Raw genomic sequence first — 24,856 nt, 5'->3', positions numbered from 1 at the left:
CCCCGCGAGCTCCGCGGGGGCCCTCGGGCAATCCGGGGAGAGACGTGGACAGCGCGCTGACCGCCGCCGGTGAGCGGCGGATCGGATGGGCGGCCCGGGCGATGCCGGTGCTCACCGCGATCGGGGAGCGGTTCGCGGCCGAGCGTCCGCTGGACGGGCTGCGCGTCGCCGCGTGCCTGCATGTGACCGCCGAGACCGCCGTGCTCATGGGCGCGCTGAAGGCGGGCGGCGCCGAGATCGCGCTGGCCGCCTCCAACCCGCTCTCCACCCAGGACGACGTCGCCGAGGCGCTGAGCGGCCACGGCATCGCCGTGCACGCCAGGGCCGGGGTGGACCGGGAGACCTACTACCGGCACATCCACCGGGCGCTCGACATCTCCCCCGACCTCGTCGTCGACGACGGCTGCGACCTGGTCAACATCCTGCACACCGAGCGGACCGAGTTGCTGGAGACGGTCTCCGGAGGCTGTGAGGAGACCACGACCGGGATCATCAGGCTCCGGCAGATGGCCGCCGAGCACGCCCTGCGCTTCCCGGTCGTCGCCGTCAACGACACCCGGACCAAGCGGATGTTCGACAACCGGTACGGCACGGGCCAGTCCACCCTCGACGGCATCATGCGCGCCACCAACACCCTGCTGGCGGGCAAGACCGTGGTGGTCGCCGGGTTCGGCTTCTGCGGCCGGGGCGTGGCCGAGCGGGCCAGGGGCCTGGGCGCCCGGGTGGTGATCACCGAGATCGACCCGGTCAAGGCGCTGGACGCCTCGCTCCAGGGGTACGACGTCCAGCCGATGGCGAGGGCGGCCCGGGTGGGGGACGTGTTCGTCACCGTCACCGGCAACCGCGACGTCATCAGGGGCGAGCATCTGACGCTGATGAAGGACGGCGCGATCCTGGCCAACGCCGGTCACTTCGACGTCGAGATCGACGTCAGGGCGCTGGACGAGCTGGCCGGGGCCATGCACCCGGGGGTGCGCCCCAACACCGACGAGTACGTCCTGGCCGACGGCCGCAGGCTTCTGCTGCTGGCAGAGGGCCGCCTGGTGAACCTGACGGCCGCCGAGGGGCATCCGGCCGCCGTGATGGACATGTCCTTCTCCGCCCAGGCGCTCGCGGTGGCCTGGCTGGCCCGCGAGCGCCTGAGGCTGGCCCCGGGGGTCTACGACGTGCCGGAGGAGGTCGACGTGGAGGTGGCGCGGCTCAAACTGGCCGCCGCGGGCATCGAGGTGGACAGCCTGACCTCCGAGCAGGAGGGCTACCTCCGCTCCTGGCGCCTGGGCTCCTGACGTCCTCTCCCGCCCTCAGGCGGCCGTCCGCATCTCCAGCATCCGGCGGATCTCACCGGCCTGGGTGGCGGCGATCTCGTTGGCCAGTTCCTCGATCCTCAGGTGTGAGCCGGCGGTCAGCACCTGCTCGGACATCGTCAGCGCGCCCCGGTGATGGGCGATCATCAGTTGGAGGAAGAGCCGGTCGAACTCCCCTCCCGAGGCGGCGGCGAGGGCCTCCATCTGCTCGGGGGTGGCCATACCGGGCATGCCGGCGTGGCCCGCGTGATGGTCCGGCAGGCGCTGGCCCTGCTCCCGCAGCCAGGAGGTCATGACCTGGACCTCCGGTAGCTGGGAGTCCTTGATGCGCGAGGCCAGGCTTTTCAGCCTCGGGGTGCCGGCGCGCGCCGGAGCCAGGATCGCCATGTCGAGGGCCTGCCGGTGATGGACGATCATGTCCTGTACGTATCTCACGTCCGCCGCGTTGGCCGTGGGGGTCGGCACGGCCGTGGCGGCCTCGCTCGGACCGATCGTCCTGGCCGGCTCGCCCGGCCTCCCGGGCGCGATGACAGGGGCGATGGAGCCCGCGGAGGGCGGCGCCGGGTCGGCGGTGCACGCGCTGAGGGACAGGCCGGCCAGGACGACAAGAACGGGCGCTACGCGCACCAGGCCTCCTTTTTCACACTCCGGTGAGAGAAGACCTTAACCTTCTCCGGGAAACCCGGTAAAGGCCGCATATCGGAAAAATTTACTGACACTATGACAGCTTGTCTGATCTTCCGTTGAGGTGAACCATTTAGTCGTTTATGTGACCTTTGTGGCACATAGGGAAGGAGGCTCGTAGTGGTATCTCCTCTCGGGAAGGGCCTGGGGGGCCGGTTCCCGGTCATGGGCGCGGTCGCGACGGCGGTGGCGGTGGCGATGGCGTTGGCCACGGCGCCCGCCCAGGCCGCCGACATCCCGCCGCCGGGACAGGTCGTCACCAGCCCGAACGTGTCGCACGTGACCAACGTGCCCAAGCCCATCGGGCTGGGAAGCACGATCAACTCCGACATCGCCTTCCAGGGCGACTACGCCTATGTCGGCAACTACGGCGGGTTCTCGATCTACGACATCGAGAACCCGAAGCAGGCCAAGGCCGTCAGCGCCGTCATCTGCCCCGGCTCCCAGATGGACGTGTCGGTCTACGGGAACCTGCTGTTCACCGCGGTCGACTCCTCCCGTAACAACGACTCCTGCAGCAGCACCTCGCAGAGCGCGTCGATCAAGGAGTCGTGGGAGGGTGTCCGGATCTTCGACATCACCGACAAGAAGAGTCCGAAGTACATCAAGTCCGTCGAGACCAACTGCGGCTCGCACACCCTGACCCTCGTTCCCGGCAAGGGCAGGGACCGGCGGAACGTCTACCTGTACGTCTCCTCCTACAACCCGAACGCGACGTTCCCCGACTGCGCGCCGCCACACGACAAGATCTCGATCATCAAGGTACCGCTCCGCACCCCGACCGACGCCGCGGTCGTCAGCACCCCGGTCGTCTTCCCCGACGGCGGCAACGAGACCCAGCCCGGCCTGCTGATACCCACCAGCGGCTGCCACGACATCACCGTCTACGCGGAGAGGGACGTCGCGGCCGGCGCCTGCATGGGTGACGGTGTGCTGTTCGACATCTCCGACCGGGCCAATCCGGTGGTCACGGCCCACGTCACCGACCCGAACTTCGCCTTCTGGCACTCGGCGACGTTCAACAACGAGGGCACCAAGGTCATCTTCACCGACGAGCTCGGGGGCGGCGGCGCGGCCACCTGCAACGAGACCACCGGGCCCAACCGCGGTGCCGACGCCATCTACGACATCACCGGCGGCGGGCTCGTGTTCAAGAGCTACTTCAAGATCTCCCGCTACCAGGCCGACACCGAGAACTGCGTCGCGCACAACGGCTCGCTGATCCCGGTCAAGGGCCGCGACATCCTGGTCCAGGCGTGGTACCAGGGCGGCGTCTCCATCATCGACTTCACCGACTCCGCCGACCCGAAGGAGATCGGCTTCTTCGAGCGCGGCCCCGAGCCCAACGGAAATAGGGGCGGCATCTGGTCGGCCTACTACTACAACGGCTACATCTACGGCAGCGACTTCCACCACGGACTCGACGTCCTCAAGATCAGTGACCCCCGTACCGACCCGGCCAGGCGGGTTCACCTGGACCGGCTGAACGTGCAGACCCAGGCGTCCTACCACGGCCACGACGACTGACAGTGATGTCGAAGGTGAGCGCCTCCCGGTGGGATCCGGCCCGTCGACCGACCGGCCACGGTGTCCTCAACGGGATCCGCCGGCCCTGACCGGAGGCGTTCACCCGCACTCGCCGGACGCGGCGCGTGACCCCGTAGCGTCCCTTGGTCCGCGGTGAACCCCGACCTCGGCGCCGAGCGCGCCCGGACCTCAGGCGGGCGGGGCGAAGCCGCCCGGGGTGATCGGAGCCGTCTCGGATGAGGGGGACGGCGCGGGAGGCGGTGACGGTGGCGTGGGCGGCGCGGTCACGGGACCGGGCGGGTAGGGCCGCGGCGGGTAGGGCGCCGGTTGGCCGGGCCACTGCTGGGCGGGCGGCCTCATGCCGGTCTGCTGCGCCAGCCGTACGTGATCGCGGCGGCGGCGCTCGGCCAGCACGGCGGTCAGGTAGGCGAACGGCGGCACCCTGGCCGGTGGGGGAGGGGAGACGAAGGCCGACATCTCGGTGGAGATGCGCACCCCCATCTCGTGCTGGACGGTGGGCGACAGATCGTGCCAGCGGGTGAGGTACTGCCTCGCGGTGGCGGCCACCCCCTCCGGCAGCCGGGAGAGCTCCAGCGTCGCCGCCCACGCGGCGAGCTGCGGTGGCATCTCCAGCGGCGGGCCGTACCGCCGGGGACCGCGCTCGGAGATCACGATGGTGCCCGCGAAGATGTCGCCGAGCCGCTTGCCGCGCTCCGAGATCAACGAACTGATCAGCGCGGGGGCGCCGCTGAGCATCCAGAACTCCAGCATGCCCGCCAGTCCGCGGAACAGGGCCTGCCGGAAGCGCTCGGGGCCTCCGTCGTCGCTGACCACCCGTAACCCGAGCGCGAGTTTGCCCAGGCTGCGGCCCCGAGAGAGCGTCTCGAAGATCACGGGGTAGCCGACGATCACGAGCACGGTGAACACGATGAAGATCATCGTGGTCAGCGCCATGTCGAGGTCCTGGGCGAGGGCGCCGAGCAGGAGGAACGCGCCGAACAGCGCCACCAGCTGGACCAGCATGTCGATGAGCAGTGCCGCGGCTCTGCTCGGCAGCTGGGCGATCCGGACTTCGACCACAACGGCCTCGCCGGTTACGACATCGGACACACCAGCACCCTACCTATGCTCGGTTGCTCGGTCAGGCCGCGCCTTCCCGGTGGCGTCGGCCGTCGCCGATCGCTTCCACCGGATTCCCACGATTCGCGCTCCGCTCTCAACCTAACAGGGACCTTGTGGGCCGAGAGAGACGAAAAGGGTCCTCGCCGATGACGGATGAGGACAGGTGACGGATGAGGACGAGGCGTTCTCCGGCATGTTGCGGGGTCCCTGGACCCCGATGAGGAACAGTGGGCTGCTGCGGGTTACCGTCTCGCTCGCCCAGACCCTTTCGGGGGAGTTCACCCACATCCGTGCCACGAGCCAGGCGCGGCGATCGCAGCGGACCGCCCGTCGTGCGGCCGACGCCTCCGGGGATCGTGATCTGCGGGTGTCGGTGCGCGCCTCGGAGGCGTGGAACTCGTTCGCCTCCGGTTACCCTCCCCAGCTCAGCCTCCGTCTGCTCGATGACGCCATACGGATCTCGGGCGGCGTGCCCAGCGCCGCGCTCGCACGTACCTACGCGGCCCGCGCGACCATGCTCGCCGCGCAGTCGGCCGAGTGGGGAGGCGACGGAGCGGCGGCCCGTACGGCGCTGGATGATCTCCGGACGACATGGGACCGGCTGCCGGACCGCGCCACCGCCGACGAGCTCACCTACTGGGGCTTCACCGAAAGAGCGCTGCGTTTCACCGAGGCGGAGGTGTTCGCCCTGCTGGGCGACACACGGGAGGCCGTACGCGCCGCGGACCGCGCGTACGCCCTCTATTCGCCCGCGCTCGTCCACGGCATCGCCAATCTCCGGCTCATCCGGGCACACAGCCTGATCCGTGAACGCGAGGTCTCCGAGGGCCTCGACCATGCCCTCACCGGCGTTCAAGGGCCGCCGATCACCCCCTACCGGCGCCGGATCATCGGTCACGTCATCGAGGCGCTCCCCGAGCAGGCCCGCACCCTGCCCGCCGCCCGGGAACTACGCGCCCTGACAGTGGCGGCCAAGGGGGCGGCCTGACGATGAGAATGCGGTGAGCGCCTCCCGGTGGCATCCGTTCGCCGGGTGTTCGACCCGATGATCCACCCGAAGACGGCCCGGCGGCGGAGGTGGGCTCCAGGGCATCGTCCGGTGCCCCGGAGAGTTCCCCACCTATTCGGGAACAGGGATATTCGCGGCCCTGGTCGACCGGTGCCGGGCGGGCCCGGTCCGGGTGGAGTGGGGAAATCGGGGATGTGGCTACGCTTTCCGGGTGGACATCGACGTCTTTGTGAGCGCGCACCGCCCGGCCTGGGATCGTATGGAGGAGTTGATCCGGCGTCGCAGGTCGCTGGACGGCGCCGAGGTCGACGAGCTGGTGGACCTCTACCAGCGGGTCGCCACGCACCTGTCCATCGTGCGTTCGGGGCAGGCCGACCCGATCCTGGTGGGACGTCTGTCGGCGCTTGTCGCCCGTGCGCGTTCGGCGGTGACCGGTGCCCATACCCCCGCCTGGCGGGAGTTCATCCGTTTCTTCACGGTCTCCTTCCCGGTGGTCGCCTACCGGGCCCGCTGGTGGTGGCTCGCCACCGCCGCCGCGTTCCTCCTGGTCTCCACGGTCGTCGCCGTCTGGGTGGCGGGTGATCCCGCGGTCCAGGCCGCGGTCGGCACGCCGGAGGAGATCACTCAGCTCGTCGACCACGACTTCGCCGACTACTACTCGGAGCACCCGGGGACCTCCTTCGCCGGTCAGGTCTGGGTCAACAACGCCTGGGTCTCGATGCAGGTCATCGCCATGGCCGTCCTGCTCGGCCTGCCGATTCCCTACATCCTGTGGCAGAACGCGGCCAACGTGGCCGTCTCCGCCGGGCTGATGGCCTCACGCGGCAAGCTGGACATCTTCTTCGGCCTGATCACCCCGCACGGCCTGCTGGAGCTGACCGCGGTCTTCCTCGCCGCGGCCGTCGGCATGCGCCTCGGCTGGACGGCGGTGAACCCCGGCCCCCGCAAACGCACCGAGGCCCTCGCCGAGCAGGGCAGGGCGGTGATGAGCGTGGCGCTGGGCCTGGTCGTGGTGCTGTTCGTCTCCGGGCTCATCGAGGGCCTGGTCACCCCCTCGGGCCTGCCCACCTGGGCGCGCATCGGCATCGGGGTGGTCGCGGAGGCGGCGTTCCTGGCCTATGTGATCTTCTTCGGCCGCCGCGCCCTGGCCGCCAGGGAGACCGGTGACCTTGAGCGGGCCCCCGACCTCGCACCGAGCGCCGGATAGGCTCCCCCGGGTGCTGAGCGGAGGGGGCGTGGGCTCGAAGGGGGCATGGGCGTGCGACGGTCAGAGGCGGCCCGCGGCCTTCAGGGCCAGATAGGCGTCCGCCAGAGCGGGGGCGATCTGCTCGGGGGCCGCGTCCACGACCTCCACACCGTGGCGACGCAGCCGGGCGGTGATCCTGCGCCGGTCGGCGTTCTGGCGCTCGGCCGCGGCGGCGTTGTAGACCAGCTCGGAGGTGCCGCGCCCGGCCGCCATCACCGCGACCTGGGGGTCGGAGACGGCCGCCAGGAGCACCAGGTGGCGGGAGGAGAGCCGGGGGAGGATCGGCAGCAGCCCCTCCTCCAGCGACGCCGCGTTCAGGTCGGTCAGCACGACGACCAGGCAGCGCCGCTTGGCGCGGGCCAGGACGGCCGCGACCATGCTCGCCGAGTCGGCCTCGATCAGCTCGGCCTCGATCGGGGCCATGGTGTTGACCAGCGTCGACAGCAGTTCGGTACGGCCGGCGCCGGACACCCAGGCCCGCACCGCGCGGTCGTGGGCCAGGAAGTCCACCCGGTCACCGGCGCGGGTGGCCAGCGCGGCCAGCAGCAGGGCCGCGTCCATCGACCAGTCGAGCCGGGGCCAGCCCGGCACGACCGCCGCCCCGCCGTACAGGTCCCCGCCTCTGGGGGGCTCTCCCGCCCGCGGGATCGGAGCGGTGCCCACCCGGCCGGCCGAGGTGCGCCCGGTGTCCAGGACGATCAGCACCCGGCGATCGCGCTCGGGGCGCCAGGTGCGCACCACGACGTCGTTGCGGCGGGCGGTGGCCCGCCAGTCGATCGACCGGACGTCGTCGCCGACCACGTACTCACGGAGCGAGTCGAACTCGGTGCCCTGCCCCCGGACCATCGACGGATGTCTGCCCTCCAGCTCCCTGAGCCTGGACAGCTTGGCCGGCAGGTGTTTGCGGCTGAGGAACGGCGGCAGCACCCGGACCGACCACGGCACCCGGTGGGAGCCCTGGCGGCCCGCGACGCCCAGCGGGCCCAGCGTGCGCACGGTGACCGTGACCGCCTCGCGGTCGCCCCTGCGGGTGGGGGTAAGCGTGGTGACGAGGCGGCGGCGCTCCCCCGGGGGCACGTCCAGCGCCAGGCGCCGCGGCGTGGCCCCGGCGGAGGGCGGCCAGGCGTCTCTGAGTACGCCCCGGGCCCGGCGGGGGCCGGGGTTCTCCACGATCAGCTCGACCGTGGCGGTCTCGCCGAGCCGTACCAGCCGGTCGCCCGCGCGGCTGAAGCGCAGCCCGCGCACGCCTCCGGCCAGCAGCAGATCCACCGCGACGAGGGCCAGGAGCAGCAGCGCCACCCCCGCCGTCGCCAGTGCGGGGCTGGGCGCGAACAGCACGGCCACCGTGCCGAGTAGGGCCAGCAGCGCGGCCCGTCCTGTCAGTGCCATCGGTCAGCGGGGGACGGGGACGGAGGCGAGGATGGCGTCGATCAGGCCGTCGGCGTTCGCGCCCTCCAGCTCGGCCTCGGGACGGAGCTGGATCCGGTGCCTCAGCGCGGGTCTGGCCAGCGCCTTGACGTCGTCCGGGGTCACGTAGGAGCGGCCGGACAGCCAGGCCCAGGCTCTGGCCCCGGCCAGCAGCGCGGTCGCGCCACGCGGTGAGACACCGAGCTGGAGCGACGGCGAGTGCCGGGTGGCCCGGGCGATGTCCACGATGTAGCCGAGCACCTCGGGGCCGACGTGCACCTGGCTGACCGCCGCGCGCCCGGCGTCCAGGTCCTCGATGGTGGCCACGGGCCTGACGCGGGACAGGTCGCGCGGGTCGAAGCCCAATGCGTGCCGCTCCAGCACCGTGATCTCCTGGGCGCGCTCCGGCAGCGGCACGGTCAGCTTGAGCAGGAACCGGTCAAGCTGCGCCTCGGGGAGCTGGTAGGTGCCCTCGTACTCGACCGGGTTCTGGGTGGCGGCCACGATGAACGGCTCGGGCAGCTTGCGCGCGCTGCCCTCCACGCTGACCTGCCGTTCCTCCATCGCCTCCAGCAGCGCCGCCTGGGTCTTGGGCGGCGTGCGGTTGATCTCGTCGGCCAGCAGCAGGTTGGTGAAGACCGGGCCCTGGCGGAACTCGAACTCCGAGGTCTTCGCGTCGTAGATCAGGGAGCCGGTTATGTCGCCCGGCATCAGGTCCGGGGTGAACTGCACCCGCTTGAAGTCCAGGGAGAGCGCGGCCGAGAGCGTCCTGACCAGCAGGGTCTTGGCGACGCCCGGCACGCCTTCGAGCAGGACGTGGCCCCGGCAGAGCAGGGCGATCACCAGCCCGGTGACCACCGAGTCCTGGCCGACGACGGCCTTGGAGACCTCGGCGCGCAGCGCGCCCAGCGCGTCCCTGGCCCCGTCCGCTCCGGGCACGGCCCCGCCGAACCCCGTTTCCGCCGGGTCGCCAGGTCCGGCCGGTCCACCTGACCAGGGCGGTACGGCCGGCCCGCTGTTCCGCGGTGGCGTGCCCTCCAGGCCGCCTCCGCCGGTCCCGGACCCCGGGTATCCGACGGCCGGCTCGCTGCGCTCGCTCACGACTCTCTGACCTGCCTTTCCAACATGTCCAGGTATGCGGCCAGGGCTATCAGCCCCGCCTCGTCGGTCGGCGGCGGGCCGTACAGCGCGGCGCCCACGTAGGCGGCCGCCTGTCCGGTCCGTTCGGCGATCGCGCCGACCTTCGCGTCCGGCCCGGCCGCCGACGGCAGCCCGAGCCGGGGGGTGATCCGGTCGACGAAACCGGTGCGGAGGGCGGCGGCGGCCCGGTCGCGGGCAAGTCTGGCCCGGTAGAGCCGGGCCCGGCCCTCCACGGTCTCGGCGGCCCTGACCACCACGGGCAGCCGCTCGGTCACCACCGGGCCGAGCCTGCGGCCCTGCCAGAGCGCCAGCAGCACCACCGCGAGGGCCAGTTGCGCCACGGCCCACTTGACCCCCGGGGGAACGAGGTCGTAGAGGCCCTTCCCGCCCGTGGCGCCGGGAACCGTCTCCGGGGCGGTCAGCCAGATCAGCGTGGGCCTGGCCCCTGCCAGGTTCATCGCCAGCGCGGCGTTGCCGTCCTCGGCGAGCCGCAGGTTGGTCATGAACTGACCGTCACCCACGACCGTGACGGTCCGGCCCTCGTCCGTATAGCCGACCAGGCTGGGCATGCCGTCGGCGAGATAGCAGCGGGCCGCTCCGGCGGGCGCGTCGAAGAGCACGCCACCCAGGTAGGCGCTGCCCGCCCTGGTCGCGGCCGGCAACGCGCACCCGGGTTCGCGTGAGCGGGTCCGTGCGCTCCGGCCGGGCATCACCCCGGGGGCGAGGATCCCCAGGTGTGACCGCGCGCCGACCACGAGCCGGTCGGCCGACATGGCGGTGAGCAGCCTGGCCTCCTCCTCGCCGAGGAAGGACGTGTCGGTGAGCAGCAGCGTGCTGTTCCCCGGGTTGGCGGCCTGTGCCTCCTGGACCGATGTGACCCGGACGACCCGCACGCCGTTGGCCCGGAGCAGCTGGGCCAGGCCCTTGCCGCCGGAGGGCGAGGTGTCGGCGGGGTCGAGCGGCCTGCCCCCGCCGGATCCGCCGCTGAGCAGCACGCCGGCGACGGCGCCGAGGATCACGATGAGCGCGACCAGCAGGATGCCCCGGCCGCCGCGCCAGACGCCTCTCGCGGTCGGCGAGGTGGAGGTCGAACCGGACAGCGGGGCCGTCCCCGGCCCCGCTCCCGGGGTTTCCGCTCCCCGGGCGACGCCGAGGCTCACGACGGGACCGCCTGCGCGGTGCGCGCCGGGCTCATCGAGCGGCCGTGTCCGGCGAGGTTCCCGAGGGGACGCCTCCTCGCGTGACGTCCGCCTCCATGGTGAGAGCGGGATCTCACGGTGACACCGCCTTCGCTGCGGGCGCGGGGGTGGGGCGGGCGGCGCGCAGGTGGTCGTCGAGGTCGCGGAGGACCTCGTAGCCGGCGGCCGTGCCCGGCACCTCGCCGTAGGTCACGTCGTCGAACACCCTGGCCGCCGAGGCCAGCTCGGCGGCCAGACGGGGCAGTGCGCGGCCGGCCTCGGCGGCGAGTTCTCCCGCGGTACGGCCAGGCGTGGAGTCGACGATGACGCGATCCTCCAGATCACGGGCGACGGCCCTGAGCCGTTCGCGGATCGCCTCGGCCCACCGGCCCTCCGCGGCCAGAGCCTCGGCGGCGTCACGGTGCTCGGCCGCGGTGCGGCGGCCGTTCCCGAAGATCCCCTCCTGCCGTGCCGTACCGCCCCGCGTCGTCCGTCGCGCGACCACGGCCAGGGCGACGGCGGCGGCGATCACCAGCGCGACGAGCACGATCCGCGCCGCCACGCCGCCGACGACGCCCACGGACTCCTGGTCCAGCAGGTCGCCGATGAACTGGTTCACGTTCCGCGTGACGCGGTCGAGTGCGGACTCCTTGGCGTACTCGGGTCTGAGCAGCTCAAGGACCGCCTCCCGCCGGGCCTGGCCGCGGTCGACGTCGATCGGCACCGTGACGTCGGCGGACACCACGGCGTTGAGGGCCGCCGTGGCGTCGAGAGGCGCCCTGTCGAGGAGAACCGTCAGGAACCGGACCACGGGGCTCCCCGCCCGGGGCCGCCGGGCGTGGCGGACGGGTCCCACAGGTCGTCGGCCGTCGCGTGCACCCAGCCCTGGCGCTGCTGCTCGATCGCCGCGGTCTGCAGCACCAGGTCGAACGCCTCGGCGCGCATCCTGCGGTCGGCGTAGAGAAGTCCGTTGACCCCGGCCTGGAACGGATAGGTGATCATCGCCGCGATGGTGCCGCCGATGGCGATCAGGACGGCCGCGCCGATCTGCGAGCCGATGGTCTCCTGCCCGAGGACGCCGACGACGCCTCCGGCGATGGTGAACGGGATGGAGAGCACCATGGCGACCAGTCCGGCGATGAGCTGGGTCAGCAGCAGGATGCCGAGGGTCCGCCAGAAACCCCCCTTCACCAGATACCAGGACCTGCTCAGGGAGGCGATGGCGCCGCGCCGTTCCAGCACCGTCGCGGGAGCCGCGAGCGCCAGGCCGGTGGTGACGGACAGGGAGTAGGCGAGGAAGGCCAGCGTCAGCAGCACCCCCACGCCGACCACCACCCCGATGTCGGCGCCGACCGCCACCAGCGTGTAGATCACCCCGACCGCCACGGCCAGGGGGATCAGCAGAAGCAGGACCTGGGCGAGTACCACCCCGAACAGCGCGGGCACCCTGCCGCGGGTCAGCCGCCAGGCCTCGCCCACCGTCATCCGGCCGCCGAAGACGGCGCGGCCCAGGATCCGGGTCAGCACACCGGTGAGCATGGTCACCGCGACGAACTGCACCGCGTAGGAGGCGAGGGGCGCGCCGTACTCGGCGAGGAAGCCCACCTGCGGCGGGCTGCCCTCCAGCGCGGCCGGATCCCTGCTCAGGACCGTGCCCATTCTGCCCAGGGTGATCGCCTGGCCGATCGCCACCGGGATCGCGCTCAGCGCGGCGGCGATCGCCGACAGGCCCAGGACGGCCTTCGGATTGGAGCGGATCAACTTGATCGCGCCGTCGAGGATGTCGCCGAGGCCGAGCGGGCGCAGCGGGATGATCCCGGGGCGCAGCACGGGCGGCTGCGGGCGGTAGCCGTACGGCGGCTGCCCGCCGTAGGGACCGTAGGGGCTGTGGGGATGGTGCTGGTACGGCGGAGGAGGCTGCTCGCCCTGCGGTTGCCGCGGCGGCGATGGTGGCGGGGGCGGCGCCGGGGGAGTGCCGGGACCGGCGCCGGGGGCGGTCCACGGCGAACCCGGAGCGTCGCCGTACGGCGGAGGTTGGTTGGGCGCCCAGCCGGGTGGCGTGTCGGGAGTGGAGCCGTGACCGTCTGACATATCCCAATCCTGACATGTGGCCACACTGGTTGTGCTGATCGGGAGATCACGGCGCGGTTTCACCCCGGGAGACCGGCGGAGATCCCCGAGGGATGGCCGAGACGCGGTCGTTTACCTCAGACTGGGAACGTGACCACCTCCGCTTGGCGTCCGCAGTCGCCGGGGCCGGAGGGGGCCGCGCGGGGGTGCTCCTGCGAGCCTTACGTTGTGTGCGCCTAAAATCTGGTACTCGGATGTCTGCTGGTCGGGCTGTGTCATCCAGTGGCTCGACAAGGGTAATCTTCGACAACCGTGCCGCTTACCCCGAAAACTCCCAAACTGCGTAAAACGAATGAGGGGCCATGAAAGGACGCGTGCTGGTCGTCGACGACGACGCCGCTCTCGCCGAGATGCTCGGCATCGTGCTGCGCGGGGAGGGTTTCGAACCTTCCTTCGTCTCCGATGGGGACAAGGCACTCGACGCCTTCCGTGACACCCGGCCGGACCTGGTGCTGCTCGACCTGATGCTGCCCGGCGCCGACGGCATCGACGTGTGCCGCCGCATCCGCGCCGAGTCCGGTGTGCCGATCGTCATGCTGACGGCCAAGAGCGACACCATCGACGTGGTGCTCGGCCTGGAGTCCGGAGCCGACGACTACATCGTCAAGCCGTTCAAGCCGAAGGAGCTGGTGGCCCGCGTCCGCGCCCGGCTGCGCCGCACCGACGAGCCGACGCCGGAGATCCTGCAGATCGGCGACATCACCATCGACGTCGCCGGGCACTCGGTCAAGCGGGAGGAGGAGACCATAAACCTCACTCCGCTGGAGTTCGACCTGCTGGTCGCGCTCGCCCGCAAGCCGCGCCAGGTCTTCACCCGCGAGGTGCTGCTTGAGCAGGTCTGGGGCTATCGGCACGCGGCCGACACCCGCCTGGTCAACGTGCACGTCCAGCGGCTCCGCGCCAAGATCGAGAGAGACCCCGAGCACCCCGAGATCGTGGTGACGGTCCGTGGTGTGGGCTACAAGGCCGGCCCGGCCTAAGTCCTCGCGGCCTTCTCCCCGGACCCCGGCATGCCCACACCCAGGAAGCGCCGCCGCACCCCGCTCCAGATGGTGCGCGGGATCAGGCGGCGTGCGCGGCGCGCCGTCGGCGGCGCGCGCAGGGGCTGGCGGCGCTCCCTGCAGCTGCGCGTGGTCACCAGCACGATGGTCATCTCCATCGTGGTGGTCGTCGTGCTCGGAGTCTTCCTCATGCAGGCCATCATCACCACCACCCTGGGGGACAGGGAGCGCGCGGCGAAAAGCGAGGCGCAGGCCGACCGCAAGGCGGTGCTCGGCTATCTCAACCAGCAGGACGGCGACGCCGCCAAGCAGTCGGCCGAACCGGGGCAGACGCTTCAGCGAGAGGGAGACAGCCCGCTCGGCCAGGCGGTCGCGGCGCTCGCGGGCCGGGCGGGGCCCGCGCTCCGGTACTCGGTGATCATTCGCAACGAGCACCAGCCGGGCGAGTTCTACGCCACCACCAACATCGATCCGGTGAGCATCCCGGTCAGGCTCCACCACGACGTGCTCAGGAAGTCGGCGGACGAGGAGACCACCCGCTACACGTCGCTGCGCTACAAGGGCAGACGCGACTCGGTTCCGGGCATGGTGATCGGCACCCGCCTGGACACCTACGGGACCGGGCTGGACGACGGATACGAGATCTACCATCTGATCTCGCTTGAGGAGGAGGAGAAGACCCTCACCTCGGTCCGGCGGATGCTCATCCTCGTCGGCGCAGCCCTGGTGCTGCTGCTGGCCGCGATCTCCTCGCTGGTCACCCGCCAGGTGGTCACGCCGGTACGGCTGGCCCGCCAGGCCGCCGAGCGGCTCGCGGCCGGGCACCTGGACGAGCGCCTGAAGGTTCGCGGCGAGGACGACCTGGCCCGTCTGGCCGCCTCCTTCAACGAGATGGCCGCCAACCTGGCGTTGAAGATCCATCAGCTGGAGGAGCTCTCCCATGTCCAGCGGCAGTTCGTCTCCGACGTCTCGCACGAGCTGCGCACCCCGCTGACCACCGTGCGGATGGCCGCCGACCTGCTCTACGACGCCCGCGAGGAGTTCGAGCCGATGGTCGCGCGCTCGGCCGAGCTGATGCAGAACCAGCTCAACCGGTTCGAGGCGATGCTCGCCGACCTGCTGGAGATCAGCCGCTACGACGCCGGCGCGGCGGAGCTGGACGTCGAGCCGGTGGACGTCAGGGACGTGGTGCTGCGCGCGGTCGGCGACTCCGAGGCGCTGGCCGAGCGCCACTCCACCCGGTTCGACCTGCGCCTGCCTGGCGAGCCCTGCATAGCCGAGATGGACAGCCGCCGGGTCGAGCGCATCCTGCGCAACCTGCTGTTCAACGCGATCGAGCACGGTGAGGGCCGTGACATCGTCGTTCTGGTCGGAGCGGACCGGGACGCGGTGGCCGTGGCCGTACGCGACCACGGGGTGGGCCTGAAGCCGGGTGAGGAGAACATGGTCTTCGACCGGTTCTGGCGGGCCGACCCCTCCCGCGCGCGGACGATCGGCGGCACCGGCCTGGGACTGGCGATCTCCCGTGAGGACGCGATACTGCACGGCGGCTGGCTCCAGGCGTGGGGTGCCCACGGGGAGGGCTCCCAGTTCCGGCTCTCGCTGCCGAGGGTGGCCGGGGCGCCGCTGCGCGGCTCACCGCTGCCGCTGGTCCCACCGGAGGTGGAGATGCGGCGGACGTGGCGGGGGCACATGACACCGGTGCTGGCACCGGCGGCGGCCGACGGGGGGCGCGATGCGGACTAGGACCGGAGGACGGGCCGGCGTGACACGGGCCGAGATCGACGGGCGGCCGGGTGTGACGCGGGCCGAGGCCGGCGGGCGGCCGGGCGCGGTGCGGGCGGGAACCGGCGGACGCGCGGGCGCGGTGCGGGCCGGGACCGGCAGGCGCGTGGGCACGGCGATGCTGGTGGCCGCGCTGACCTGCGGGGGGACGGCCTGTTCCGTGATCCCCATCGGGGGCGGGTCCATCGCCGTGGACAACGTCCGCAAGGGCAATCCGCTGGGCGACCCGTACGCGCGGGTGATCGCCGTGCCGCCGAACCCCGGCTGGTCGGCCGAGGAGGTCGTCACCGGGTTCCGGGCCGCGATGGCGAGTGTCGACGACCCGAAACGCGACATCGCGCGCCGTTACCTCACCGACGACTTCGCCAAGAAGTGGGACCCGCACAGCGGGGTGACGGTCTACAAACAGGGCGAACCCCTGGCGGTGCAGGCGGGCCTGAAGGAGAGCCGGGTCACCCTGAAGGGCACCGTCACCGCGATCATCGACCAGGACGGCCGGTACCGGCCGAGCGGCGGTCTTCTGAACGAGCCCTTCTCCCTCGTCAAGGGGCCGAACGGCTGGCGGATCAGCGCGGCGCCCCAGGGGCTGCTGCTGTCGGAGGCCGACGCCGACCGCGCCTACCTCAAGGTGGATCTGTACTTCCTGGATCCGGGGTGGAAGGGCCTGGTGATCGACCAGGTCCGGGTGCCGATCGACCCCACGGCCAACTTCGCCAAGACGACGGTCGAGCGGCTGCTCGACGGGCCGAGCAGCTCGCTCAAGGGCGCGGTGCGGTCCGCCTTCGACGGAACCGAGCTCATCGACGTCACCACACAGAACAACCGTGTCGTGGTCAACCTGACCAGGCGGGTGGCCGCCGATCTGGTCGGACCGATGTCGGCCCAGCTCGCCGCGACGCTCGCCGAGCTCACCAAGGGCGGCTGGGGCTTCGAGGTCAGGGTGGGCGGTGAGCCGTACTACACCGACAACCCGCTCTCCATCGACGCCCAGGAGCAGTCGACGTTCGATCCCTGGACGACCCCCGGCGAGATCTATCCGTACTACATGGCCGACGGCGCGCTGTGGCTGCTCGGCAAGGAGAAGACCGGGCAGCCGGTGCCCGGTAAGGCGGGGGAGAAGGACGGCGCCCGCGACCACCCGGCGATCAACTCCCAGGCGCAGGTGGCCGCGCTGTCGGGGGGCGACAGACGCATCGCCGTCGCCCCGCTCGTCACGGGCGGGCAGTGGCAGGAGTGGGTCACCGGCGACTCCCTCGCCCCGCCGTGCTGGGACCGCTACCAGACGATGTGGACGGTGAACCGGCGCGACGACCACACCTCGAAGGTGATGCGCTTCCGGGACGGGCAGCGCTACGAGGTCTCCGCCCCCGACCTGGAGACGGTCTACGTCACATCGCTCAAGGTCGCGCGGGACGGGGTGCACGTAGCGGCGGTCGTGAGGGACGCGCAGGGTGAGCAGGTCAAGATCGGCACGGTCATCGGCCAGGGGAACGCCACCCGGATCGCCAACCTGCAGCTGGTGGTGCCCGCCGAGGGCAAACAGACGATCAAGGACATCGCCTGGAAGGACGGCAAGACCCTCTACGTCCTCACCGGCAAGTCCGAGCTGCTGGAGGCCTCGGTCACCGCGGCGCCCAAGTCCCTGGCCTCCGACTCGCGGATCCAGACCATCACCGCGCTGGACGGCTCCCTGCTGGCCGGAGCCGTGGACGACGACAAGAAGCGGCAGATCCTCTACTGGACCTCCGCCAAGTGGGAGCCCCTGGTCAAGGACGAGAAGGGCTCCCAGGACTTCGCCCCCAACGGCCCGTCGGCCCCGGCCTACCCCCTGGGCTGAACCCCGGCCCTCGGCACCCGGCACCCCGGCGGCGGGCCCGGTCCTTTCCCGGGTGCGTCGTTCGCCTGGGCGGGAGGGGCCGTTTGTCGGTGGGGCCTGGCACGGTGGAGCCGTGCCGACCGCCCTGCTCGACCTGGTCCTGCCGCCCCGCTGCGCCGGATGCGACGCGCCCGGCTCCCTCCTCTGCCCCGGCTGCACGGCCGAGCTGCACGGGCAGCCCGTGCGAAGGATGCCCGACCCGTCCCCGGCCGGCCTGCCCGAGTGCTGGTCGGCGGCCGTCTACGCCGGTGCCGCGCGGGGGGCGATCCTCGCCTACAAGGAGCGCGGCCGTACGGCCCTCGCCCGTCCGCTGGCCGGGGCGCTCGCGCTCGCGGTGGCCGCCGCGGCGGGGGAGCGGCCGGTGGTGCTCGTCCCGGTGCCGAGCGCGCGTCCGGCCGGCAGGCGGCGCGGGCACGACCCGGTGGACCGGCTCGCGGAGCTGGCCGCCGGTTGTCTCCGCGGCGCCGGGTGGCCGGCGGCGGTGGCGAGGATGCTCACTCAGCGCCGCCGTCTCGCCGATCAGGCGGGGCTGAGCGCGCTCCAGAGGGCCGAGAACCTCTCTGGGGCATTCGGGGTTACGGGTGGCCGGAACGGGGCTGTGGCACGTTCCTGGGGCGGCGTGGGGGCGGTTGTGCTGGTTGACGACGTCGTCACCACGGGTGCGACCCTCGCCGAGGCGGCCAGGGCACTGCGCGAGGCCGGTGTCACGGTCTCACTGGCCGCCGTGGTCGCCGCGACACGCCGGAGAGTAAGAAAGATCGAATTATCGGGTATCACGGAGGGTAACGGATCGTAAAGGGTCGGTGCGGTGCCGGCCTCACTCCGAAGTCATACCTCCCTGTCCCGGTCGGCAGCCTGTGGCCGCCCGACAGATATGAGAAATCCTCATATATCTGGATATCGGCCCGCCGAAGAACCCCTCCCCGGCCCCGGCGTTCCCGGCGGGGATGACGCAAAGTGATCCTTCGGGCGGCTGCCAGGCTGACATTCGGTCGGTATACGGATAGCGTCTGAGCCATGGCACCCGCTCGGGTCCGTGGTTGCGCCGGACCGACCCCCTCAGGGGAGTCGGCCTGGCTAGCCGATGCCAGCCGCAGGCCAAACGGTCCACGTAAGACGACTTCTCGTCGGTCGATCACGGTGCGGCTTAGAGGTAAGTCCTGCCTTCCCGAGGAGCCAGATGTTCCTCGCCAGAAGAGAAGGGCATGTAGTGGCAAAGAGCTGCGAAACCCTCAGCAGGCGGATGTGGGGACGAAGACCAGGTCGGCCGAGCGGGTGCCGCTAGTACCACCGTCGGGATTCGAAGGGGGCTGTGCATGGAAATCATCGTCAAGGGTCGGCACACCGGAGTGAGTGACCGATTCCGCGACCACGTGACGACCAAGCTGGCCAGGATCGAGCGCCTGGACAACAAGCTCATCAGCGTTGATGTGGAGGTGACCAGGGAAACCAACGGCCGCATCAACGGCCCGCGGGAGCGGGTCGAGCTCACCATCCACTCACGCGGTCCCGCCGTGCGGGCCGAGGCCGCGGCCGACGACCGCTTCACCGCCCTCGACATGGCGATGGGAAAGCTTGAGGGAAGGCTCCGGCGCCTCGCCGACCGACGCAAGATCCACCACGGCAACCACTGTCCCCCCTCCGTCGCCGAGCTCACCGCCACCGCGCTCGCCCAGTCCTTCGAGGCCGAGGCCGAGGCCGTCCAGCCCCGCCCCGTGTCCGCGCACAAGCCGGCCGCGGTGGCCGAGGCCGAGGCCGACCTCTCGGAGGACCGGGCCGTCGTCCCGATCGAGATGGAAGGCGACGGGCCGCTGGTGGTCCGCGAGAAGCACCACAAGGCCGACCCGATGACCATCGACCAGGCGCTCCTGGAGATGGAGCTGGTCGGCCACGACTTCTACCTTTTCCGTGACAAGGAGAGCGGGCAGCCGAGCGTCGTGTACCTCCGGCAGGGCTACAACTACGGCGTGTTGCGGCTCGTCGAACCCTGAACGGACGCGTTCGAAGATCCTCTCCGACCAACCCCAGGACCGGAAACCCGTGTAATCATGGCGGTCCAACGGCTCTGGCCCCCCGAGGAGGAGGCGTGACGGAATCCGACGAGGCGACCCGCCCTGCCAGGCGAGGTGACCCGATCCGCGTGCTGATCGTCGACGATCACGCGCTGATCCGCCGAAGCCTGGAGATGGCGCTGGCCGCGGAGGCGGACATCGAGGTGGTCGGTGAGGCCAGCGACGGTCAGGAGGCGGTCGAGCTCGCCGACCGCCTCACCCCGGACGTCATGCTCATGGACGTCCGGATGCCCCGCAGAAGCGGCATCGAGGCCACCCGTGAGATCAAGGCATCGGTGCCGAGCACACGGATCATCATGCTCACCGTGAGCGACGAGGAGGAGGATCTCTTCGAGGCGATCAAGGCGGGTGCCACCGGCTATCTGCTGAAGAACGTGCAGCTCGACGAGGTCCCCGAGGCGGTGCGCGGGGTCCACGAAGGGCAGTCGCTGATCAACCCGGCGATGGCGGCCAAGCTCATCACGGAGTTCGCCAACATGAGCCGCAAGGAGGCCGAGCGGCCCCCCCAGCTTCCCGTCCCCCGACTGACGGACCGGGAGATGGAGGTGCTCCGCCTGGTCGCGAAGGGCATGAACAACCGTGATATCGCCAAGCAACTGTTCATCTCCGAGAACACCGTGAAGAACCACGTCCGCAACATCCTGGACAAACTGCAACTCCACTCCCGGATGGAGGCGGTCGTCTACGCGGTCCGCGAGCGAATGCTCGAAATCACCTGAGAGACCTGTGGGTGGTGACCGGCCCACCGGGCACCACCCACACGTCCCAGTCCTACCAGCCCCACCCCTCTGGGGTCCGGCGGTTCACCGGTCCCGGGTCTCAGCGGGTCAGAGCCCTCTCAAGGGGCGCCGCCAGGTCCGGGTCCACCCGCTCGACCCGGACGTCGTCGCAGCCGACCCAGCTCGCCGCCTCCCGGAGGGCGTCGGCCAGCGACTCGACGGCCCCACGCCGGTTGACCCCGGGTTCGAGGCCGATCTGACGCGCGACGAGGGTGGACCCCTCCCGGGCGGGGTCGATCCGGCCTATCAGCCGGCCCCCGGCGAGGACGGGCATGGCGAAGTAGCCGTGGACCCGCCGATCCCTCGGGACGTACGCCTCCAGGCGGTGGGTGAAGCCGAACACGCGGGCGGTGCGGGCCCGGTCCCAGACCAGGGAGTCGAACGGCGAGAGCGGTGTGGTGCGGTGGCGGCCCCGGGGCTCGCTCCGCAGGGCGGCCGGGTCGGCCCAGGCGCTCGCCGACCGCTCGGGCCAGCCGGAGACGCGCACCGGGACGAGGCCGGCGGCGCCGTCGAGCAGCGCCCTGTCCAAAAGGGCGCCCTCGGGGAGCTTGAGGCGGAGGAAGTCGACGAGGTCGGCGCGGGTGGCGACGCCGAGCGCCCGCCCGGCGATCCGGGCGAGGCGGCCGACGCACTCCGCGTCGGTGAGCTCCTCGGCCAGCAGGTGGGCGGGGACCGCGCGCTCGGCCAGGTCGTAGACGCGGCGCCAGCCGGTACGGCGGGTGCAGACCACCTCGCCGGTGTTCAGCAGCCACTCGACGGAGATCTTCGAGTCGGACCAGTCCCACCAGGTGCCGCCGTTCTTGGCGCCCCCCATGTCGGTCGCGGTCAGCGGGCCGTTCTCGCGGACCCGATCGAGCACCTTGTCCACGTCGGCGGGCAGGGCGTGCCAGTGCTGCTTCCTGGCGCGGAAGTATCTGCGCCGGAAGGCGTAGAGGGGCCAGTCGTCGATCGGCAGCACGCAGGCGGCGTGGCACCAGTACTCGAAGGCGCGGGCGGGATCGTCCCAGTAGGCCAGCTCGACCTGCCGTCTGCCGACCGCGCCGAGCCTGGCGTAGGCGACGAGCTCGTGGGAACGGGCCAGGACGGAGATCGTGTCGAGCTGGACCGCTCCCAGCCGGCGCAGGGTCGCCGCGGCCCCGCCGCGGCGGGCGTCGGCGCCCAGGAGGCCCTGGGCGCGCAGGATGATCCGGCGGGCCTCGTTGGCGGAGAGCTCCAGTGTCGAGGCCGGTCCGGGAGGCGTCATGGCCGGTCCGGGGAGAGGGCCGGCGCGGGGGCCGGAAGGCGGGCGGGGAAGGGGGGCCGGGAGGGGGCCTGGGAGGGGAAACGTGTCGGCATGATGCGGAGGCTAGCGCGCCGCACCGACGAAAAGGCTATGCCGGTGTCCTTCGGGCGGGCCCCGCAGGGCCGTACGGCGCGCGCGGGGCGTCCGCCACGACATCCTCGAAGACCTGGAGGGCGAGGGCGGGGATCCCGCCCATGACGCGGACGGCCGAGACGGTGTCTCCCCCGGTTCGCGACGCGCCGGAGGCCTCCGGTTGTCGCGATACGCGTGGGCAAACCGGCATACCCTTTAGGGTGAGTACTACTCCCTATAAAAAGGACGCTGGGAACTCCGTGGACGCGAAGAGCGTCTTTCAGGGTGGCTGTGTCCGGTGGTAGAACCGCCTACGATGGCAGCGGAGAACCATGTCTCGTCCTCATCCGGGCCCGTCCGGCCGCGGAAGACCTGCGAGGAGCTTTACCTAAAGTGCCAGCCTTTCTCGATAAGATTCTTCGCGCAGGCGAAGGCAAGCTTCTGCGTAAGCTCAAGCGGATCGCCGACCAGGTCAACTCCATTGAGGACGACTTCACGAGCCTGACCGACGCCGAGCTCCGCGCACTCACCGCGGAGTACAGGCAGCGCCATGTCGACGGCGAGTCCCTCGACGACCTGCTTCCCGAAGCCTTCGCCACCGTCCGTGAGGCCTCCCGGCGTGTGCTGGGCAAACGCCACTTCGACGTGCAGATCATGGGCGGGGCCAACCTGCACATGGGCAACATCTCCGAGATGCGCACCGGTGAGGGCAAGACCCTCACCTGTACGCTCCCCGCCTACCTCAACGCGCTCTCCAGCAAGGGCGTCCACGTCATCACGGTCAACGACTACCTGGCCAAGCGTGACGCCGACGAGATGGGCCGGATCCACCGCTTCCTCGGTCTGGAGGTCGGCGTGATCCTGGCGAACATGCCGCCGGATGAGCGTCGCAAGCAGTACAACTCGGACATCACCTACGGCACGAACAACGAGTTCGGCTTCGACTACCTGCGCGACAACATGGCCTGGTCGCTGGAGGAGTGCGTCCAGCGCGGCCATAACTTCGCCATCGTCGACGAGGTCGACTCGATCCTCATCGACGAGGCCAGGACGCCGCTGATCATCTCCGGCCCCGGCGAGCAGTCCGGCAAGTGGTACGCCGAGTTCGCCAAGATCGTGCCCCGGCTCCGCAGGGGCACCGAGGGCAAGGACGGCGAGGAGAACACCGGCGACTACTCCGTCGACGAGAAGAAGCGCACCGTGGGCATCTTCGAGTCGGGCGTGGAGAAGGTCGAGGACTGGCTGGGGATCGACAACCTCTACAAGCCCGAGCACACCCACCTGGTCGGCTTCCTCAACAACGCGCTGAAGGCCAAGGAACTCTACAAGAAGGACAAGGACTACATCGTCGTCGACGGCGAGGTCCTGATCGTCGACGAGTTCACCGGCCGAGTCCTGCACGGCCGCCGCTACAACGAGGGCATGCACCAGGCCATCGAGGCCAAAGAGAGCGTAAAGATCAAGGACGAGAACCAGACCCTCGCCACGATCACGCTGCAGAACTACTTCCGCCTCTACGCCACGCTGTCCGGCATGACCGGCACCGCGGCCACCGAGGCCAACGAGTTCCACCAGACCTACAAGCTCGGCGTCGTCCCGATCCCGACGAACCGGCCGATGGTCCGCAAGGACCAGGCCGACGTGGTCTACAAGACCGAGGACGCCAAGTTCTTGGCCTGTGTCGACGACATCAAGGAGCGCTACGAGCGGGGCCAGCCGGTCCTGGTCGGCACCACCAGCGTGGCCAAGTCCGAGCGTCTCGCCAAGGAGCTCAAGCGCAAAGGCGTCAAGCACGAGGTCCTCAACGCCAAGAACCACGCGCGTGAGGCGGCGATCATCGCCGAGGCGGGTCGCAAGCACGCCGTCACGGTCGCCACCAACATGGCCGGCCGGGGCACCGACATCATGCTCGGCGGCAACCCCGACTTCCGGGCGGACTTCGAGCTGCGCGGCCGGGGCCTGGACCCGGTCGAGACCCCCGAAGAGTACGAGAAGGCCTGGGCCGAGGCGCTGGAGAAGGCCAGGGAGGCCGTTCAGGCCGAGCACGACGAGGTCACCGATCTCGGCGGCCTCTACGTGCTGGGCACCGAGCGGCACGAGTCGCGGCGCATCGACAACCAGCTCCGCGGCCGGTCGGGGCGCCAGGGCGACCCGGGCGAGTCGCGCTTCTACCTCTCGCTCGAAGACGATCTCATGCGCCTGTTCAACTCGGCCAGGGTCGAGATGATCATGACGCGGCTGAACATCCCGGACGACGTCCCGATCGAGTCGGGCATCGTCTCCAAGGCCATCGCCTCAGCTCAGCACCAGGTCGAGCAGCAGAACTTCGAGATCCGCAAGAACGTTCTGAAGTACGACGAGGTGATGAACCGGCAGCGCAAGGTGATCTACGCCGAGCGTCACCGGGTGCTGGCGGGCGCGGACCTGCACGAGCAGATCCGGGGCTTCATCAACGACGTGGTCAGCGAGTACGTCGCGGGTGCCACCGCCGAGGGCTTCGCCGAGGAGTGGGACCTCGACAAGCTCTGGAAGGCGCTCGGCCAGCTCTACCCGATCACCCTCACCGTCGACGGGGTGGCCGAGGAGGCCGGTGGCCGTGAGGAGCTCACCGCCGAGATCCTCGCCGACCAGGTCAAGGCCGACGCGATGGCCGCCTACGACCGCCGCGAGGAGGAGCTGGGCGCGGAGACCATGCGGGAGCTGGAGCGCCGGGTCATCCTGTCGGTCCTGGACCGCAAGTGGCGCGAGCACCTCTACGAGATGGACTACCTCCAGGAGGGCATCGGCCTGCGCGCGATGGCGCAGCGCGACCCCCTGATCGAGTACCAGCGCGAGGGCTTCGACATGTTCTCCCAGATGCTTGACGGCATCAAGGAGGAGTCGGTCGGCTATCTGTTCAACCTTGAGGTCGAGGTGCAGACCAACCCGATCGTCGAGGAGCACGACGCCCACGAGGACGAGTCGATCGCGGAGACCCGCTCCATCATCGCCCGGGGGCTGCGCGGTCCGCAGCGCCCCGCCGAGCTGGAGTACACCGCGCCCGGCGAGCGCGGCGAGGTCGAGCACACCAGGGTCAGCAGCAAGGCGGAGCGCGACGCCTACGGCAACGTCGAGCGCAACGCCCCCTGCCCCTGCGGCTCCGGCAAGAAGTACAAGCGCTGCCACGGCGACCCCAAGCACGTCGAGGCCTGACCACGGGCCGGGGAGAATCCACCCGGAGGGCCCGCACGGCTGTGCGGGCC

The 24,856-nt window shown here is 70.9% G+C and carries 19 protein-coding genes; 11 read left to right on the top strand and 8 right to left on the bottom strand.

What is annotated here, in order from left to right; translation table 11 throughout:
• Positions 1-44 precede the first annotated feature (44 nt).
• On the top strand, positions 45-1,286 hold the full coding sequence (locus ACWEF2_RS15940; RefSeq protein ID WP_453815785.1) for an adenosylhomocysteinase: 1,242 nt from the start codon (positions 45-47) through the stop codon (positions 1,284-1,286).
• Between the two features lie 15 nt (positions 1,287-1,301).
• Here the strand turns inward: ACWEF2_RS15940 and ACWEF2_RS15935 are convergent, their stop codons facing one another.
• Complete coding sequence (locus ACWEF2_RS15935; protein WP_453815783.1) at positions 1,302-1,931, bottom strand: DUF305 domain-containing protein; 630 nt, start codon at positions 1,929-1,931, stop codon at positions 1,302-1,304.
• Positions 1,932-2,153: 222 nt separating this feature from the next.
• Here ACWEF2_RS15935 and ACWEF2_RS15930 point away from each other — a divergent pair, with 222 nt between their 5' ends.
• Positions 2,154-3,515, top strand: a complete 1,362-nt coding sequence (locus tag ACWEF2_RS15930) for an LVIVD repeat-containing protein (RefSeq protein ID WP_453815897.1) — start codon at positions 2,154-2,156, stop codon at positions 3,513-3,515.
• A gap of 189 nt (positions 3,516-3,704) precedes the next feature.
• Here ACWEF2_RS15930 and ACWEF2_RS15925 read toward each other — a convergent pair whose 3' ends face one another.
• A complete protein-coding gene (locus tag ACWEF2_RS15925) occupies positions 3,705-4,625 on the bottom strand; it encodes an RDD family protein (RefSeq protein ID WP_453815781.1) in 921 nt (306 codons plus the stop codon).
• A gap of 175 nt (positions 4,626-4,800) precedes the next feature.
• Here ACWEF2_RS15925 and ACWEF2_RS15920 point away from each other — a divergent pair, with 175 nt between their 5' ends.
• Both ACWEF2_RS15920 and ACWEF2_RS15915 read left to right on the top strand, forming a co-directional pair.
• A complete protein-coding gene (locus tag ACWEF2_RS15920) occupies positions 4,801-5,625 on the top strand; it encodes an XRE family transcriptional regulator (protein ID WP_453815780.1) in 825 nt (274 codons plus the stop codon).
• 232 nt (positions 5,626-5,857) lie between these two features.
• Positions 5,858-6,853: a stage II sporulation protein M gene (locus tag ACWEF2_RS15915; RefSeq protein ID WP_453815778.1), complete on the top strand. Its 996-nt coding sequence runs from the start codon at positions 5,858-5,860 to the stop codon at positions 6,851-6,853.
• A gap of 60 nt (positions 6,854-6,913) precedes the next feature.
• On the opposite strand, the gene ACWEF2_RS15910 is transcribed toward ACWEF2_RS15915, so the two are convergent.
• From ACWEF2_RS15910 to ACWEF2_RS15890, 5 genes are all read right to left on the bottom strand, one after another.
• Positions 6,914-8,281: a DUF58 domain-containing protein gene (locus tag ACWEF2_RS15910; protein WP_453815777.1), complete on the bottom strand. Its 1,368-nt coding sequence runs from the start codon at positions 8,279-8,281 to the stop codon at positions 6,914-6,916.
• Positions 8,282-8,284: 3 nt separating this feature from the next.
• Positions 8,285-9,238: an AAA family ATPase gene (locus ACWEF2_RS15905; protein ID WP_453815895.1), complete on the bottom strand. Its 954-nt coding sequence runs from the start codon at positions 9,236-9,238 to the stop codon at positions 8,285-8,287.
• Positions 9,239-9,396: 158 nt separating this feature from the next.
• On the bottom strand, positions 9,397-10,599 hold the full coding sequence (locus tag ACWEF2_RS15900) for a DUF4350 domain-containing protein (RefSeq protein ID WP_453815775.1): 1,203 nt from the start codon (positions 10,597-10,599) through the stop codon (positions 9,397-9,399).
• 112 nt (positions 10,600-10,711) lie between these two features.
• On the bottom strand, positions 10,712-11,428 hold the full coding sequence (locus ACWEF2_RS15895; RefSeq protein WP_453815773.1) for a DUF4129 domain-containing protein: 717 nt from the start codon (positions 11,426-11,428) through the stop codon (positions 10,712-10,714).
• Positions 11,413-12,708, bottom strand: coding sequence for a hypothetical protein (locus ACWEF2_RS15890; protein ID WP_453815771.1), 1,296 nt, complete (start codon positions 12,706-12,708; stop codon positions 11,413-11,415). Before ACWEF2_RS15890 ends, ACWEF2_RS15895 begins: the two co-directional genes overlap by 16 nt.
• A gap of 341 nt (positions 12,709-13,049) precedes the next feature.
• Here ACWEF2_RS15890 and mtrA point away from each other — a divergent pair, with 341 nt between their 5' ends.
• The 6 genes from mtrA (at position 13,050) to ACWEF2_RS15860 (ending at position 20,200) form a co-directional block, all read left to right on the top strand.
• A complete protein-coding gene (gene mtrA, locus ACWEF2_RS15885; protein ID WP_355591967.1) occupies positions 13,050-13,727 on the top strand; it encodes an MtrAB system response regulator MtrA in 678 nt (225 codons plus the stop codon).
• A gap of 30 nt (positions 13,728-13,757) precedes the next feature.
• Positions 13,758-15,494, top strand: coding sequence for an MtrAB system histidine kinase MtrB (gene mtrB / locus ACWEF2_RS15880; protein WP_453815768.1), 1,737 nt, complete (start codon positions 13,758-13,760; stop codon positions 15,492-15,494).
• Positions 15,495-15,513: 19 nt separating this feature from the next.
• Positions 15,514-17,370, top strand: a complete 1,857-nt coding sequence (locus ACWEF2_RS15875; RefSeq protein ID WP_453815766.1) for an LpqB family beta-propeller domain-containing protein — start codon at positions 15,514-15,516, stop codon at positions 17,368-17,370.
• A 112-nt stretch (positions 17,371-17,482) separates the two neighbouring features.
• Entirely contained in the window at positions 17,483-18,205 is a 723-nt protein-coding gene (locus ACWEF2_RS15870) for a ComF family protein (RefSeq protein ID WP_453815765.1), read from the top strand.
• Positions 18,206-18,725: 520 nt separating this feature from the next.
• Positions 18,726-19,400: a ribosome hibernation-promoting factor, HPF/YfiA family gene (gene hpf, locus ACWEF2_RS15865; protein WP_453815764.1), complete on the top strand. Its 675-nt coding sequence runs from the start codon at positions 18,726-18,728 to the stop codon at positions 19,398-19,400.
• Positions 19,401-19,495: 95 nt separating this feature from the next.
• Positions 19,496-20,200, top strand: coding sequence for a response regulator transcription factor (locus ACWEF2_RS15860; protein WP_355591978.1), 705 nt, complete (start codon positions 19,496-19,498; stop codon positions 20,198-20,200).
• 100 nt (positions 20,201-20,300) lie between these two features.
• Here ACWEF2_RS15860 and ACWEF2_RS15855 read toward each other — a convergent pair whose 3' ends face one another.
• On the bottom strand, positions 20,301-21,503 hold the full coding sequence (locus tag ACWEF2_RS15855) for a winged helix-turn-helix domain-containing protein (protein ID WP_453815762.1): 1,203 nt from the start codon (positions 21,501-21,503) through the stop codon (positions 20,301-20,303).
• A gap of 504 nt (positions 21,504-22,007) precedes the next feature.
• Between ACWEF2_RS15855 and secA the strand changes: the two genes are divergently transcribed.
• On the top strand, positions 22,008-24,806 hold the full coding sequence (secA, locus tag ACWEF2_RS15850) for a preprotein translocase subunit SecA (protein ID WP_453815761.1): 2,799 nt from the start codon (positions 22,008-22,010) through the stop codon (positions 24,804-24,806).
• Positions 24,807-24,856: the final 50 nt, after the last annotated feature.

The sequence above is a fragment of the Streptosporangium sp. NPDC004631 genome, from assembly GCF_053601935.1.
Note: the sequence above shows the minus strand (reverse complement) of the source record. Positions and strands in the feature narration are given on the sequence as shown.

Coding starts and splice junctions, on each gene's coding strand:
- mtrA (WP_355591967.1), top strand. CDS start 13,050: ATGAAAGGACGCGTGCTGGTCGTCGACGACGACGCCGCTCTCGCCGAG.
- ACWEF2_RS15855 (WP_453815762.1), bottom strand. CDS start 21,503: ATGACGCCTCCCGGACCGGCCTCGACACTGGAGCTCTCCGCCAACGAG.
- mtrB (WP_453815768.1), top strand. CDS start 13,758: ATGCCCACACCCAGGAAGCGCCGCCGCACCCCGCTCCAGATGGTGCGC.
- ACWEF2_RS15890 (WP_453815771.1), bottom strand. CDS start 12,708: ATGTCAGACGGTCACGGCTCCACTCCCGACACGCCACCCGGCTGGGCG.
- ACWEF2_RS15910 (WP_453815777.1), bottom strand. CDS start 8,281: ATGGCACTGACAGGACGGGCCGCGCTGCTGGCCCTACTCGGCACGGTG.
- hpf (WP_453815764.1), top strand. CDS start 18,726: ATGGAAATCATCGTCAAGGGTCGGCACACCGGAGTGAGTGACCGATTC.
- ACWEF2_RS15930 (WP_453815897.1), top strand. CDS start 2,154: ATGGGCGCGGTCGCGACGGCGGTGGCGGTGGCGATGGCGTTGGCCACG.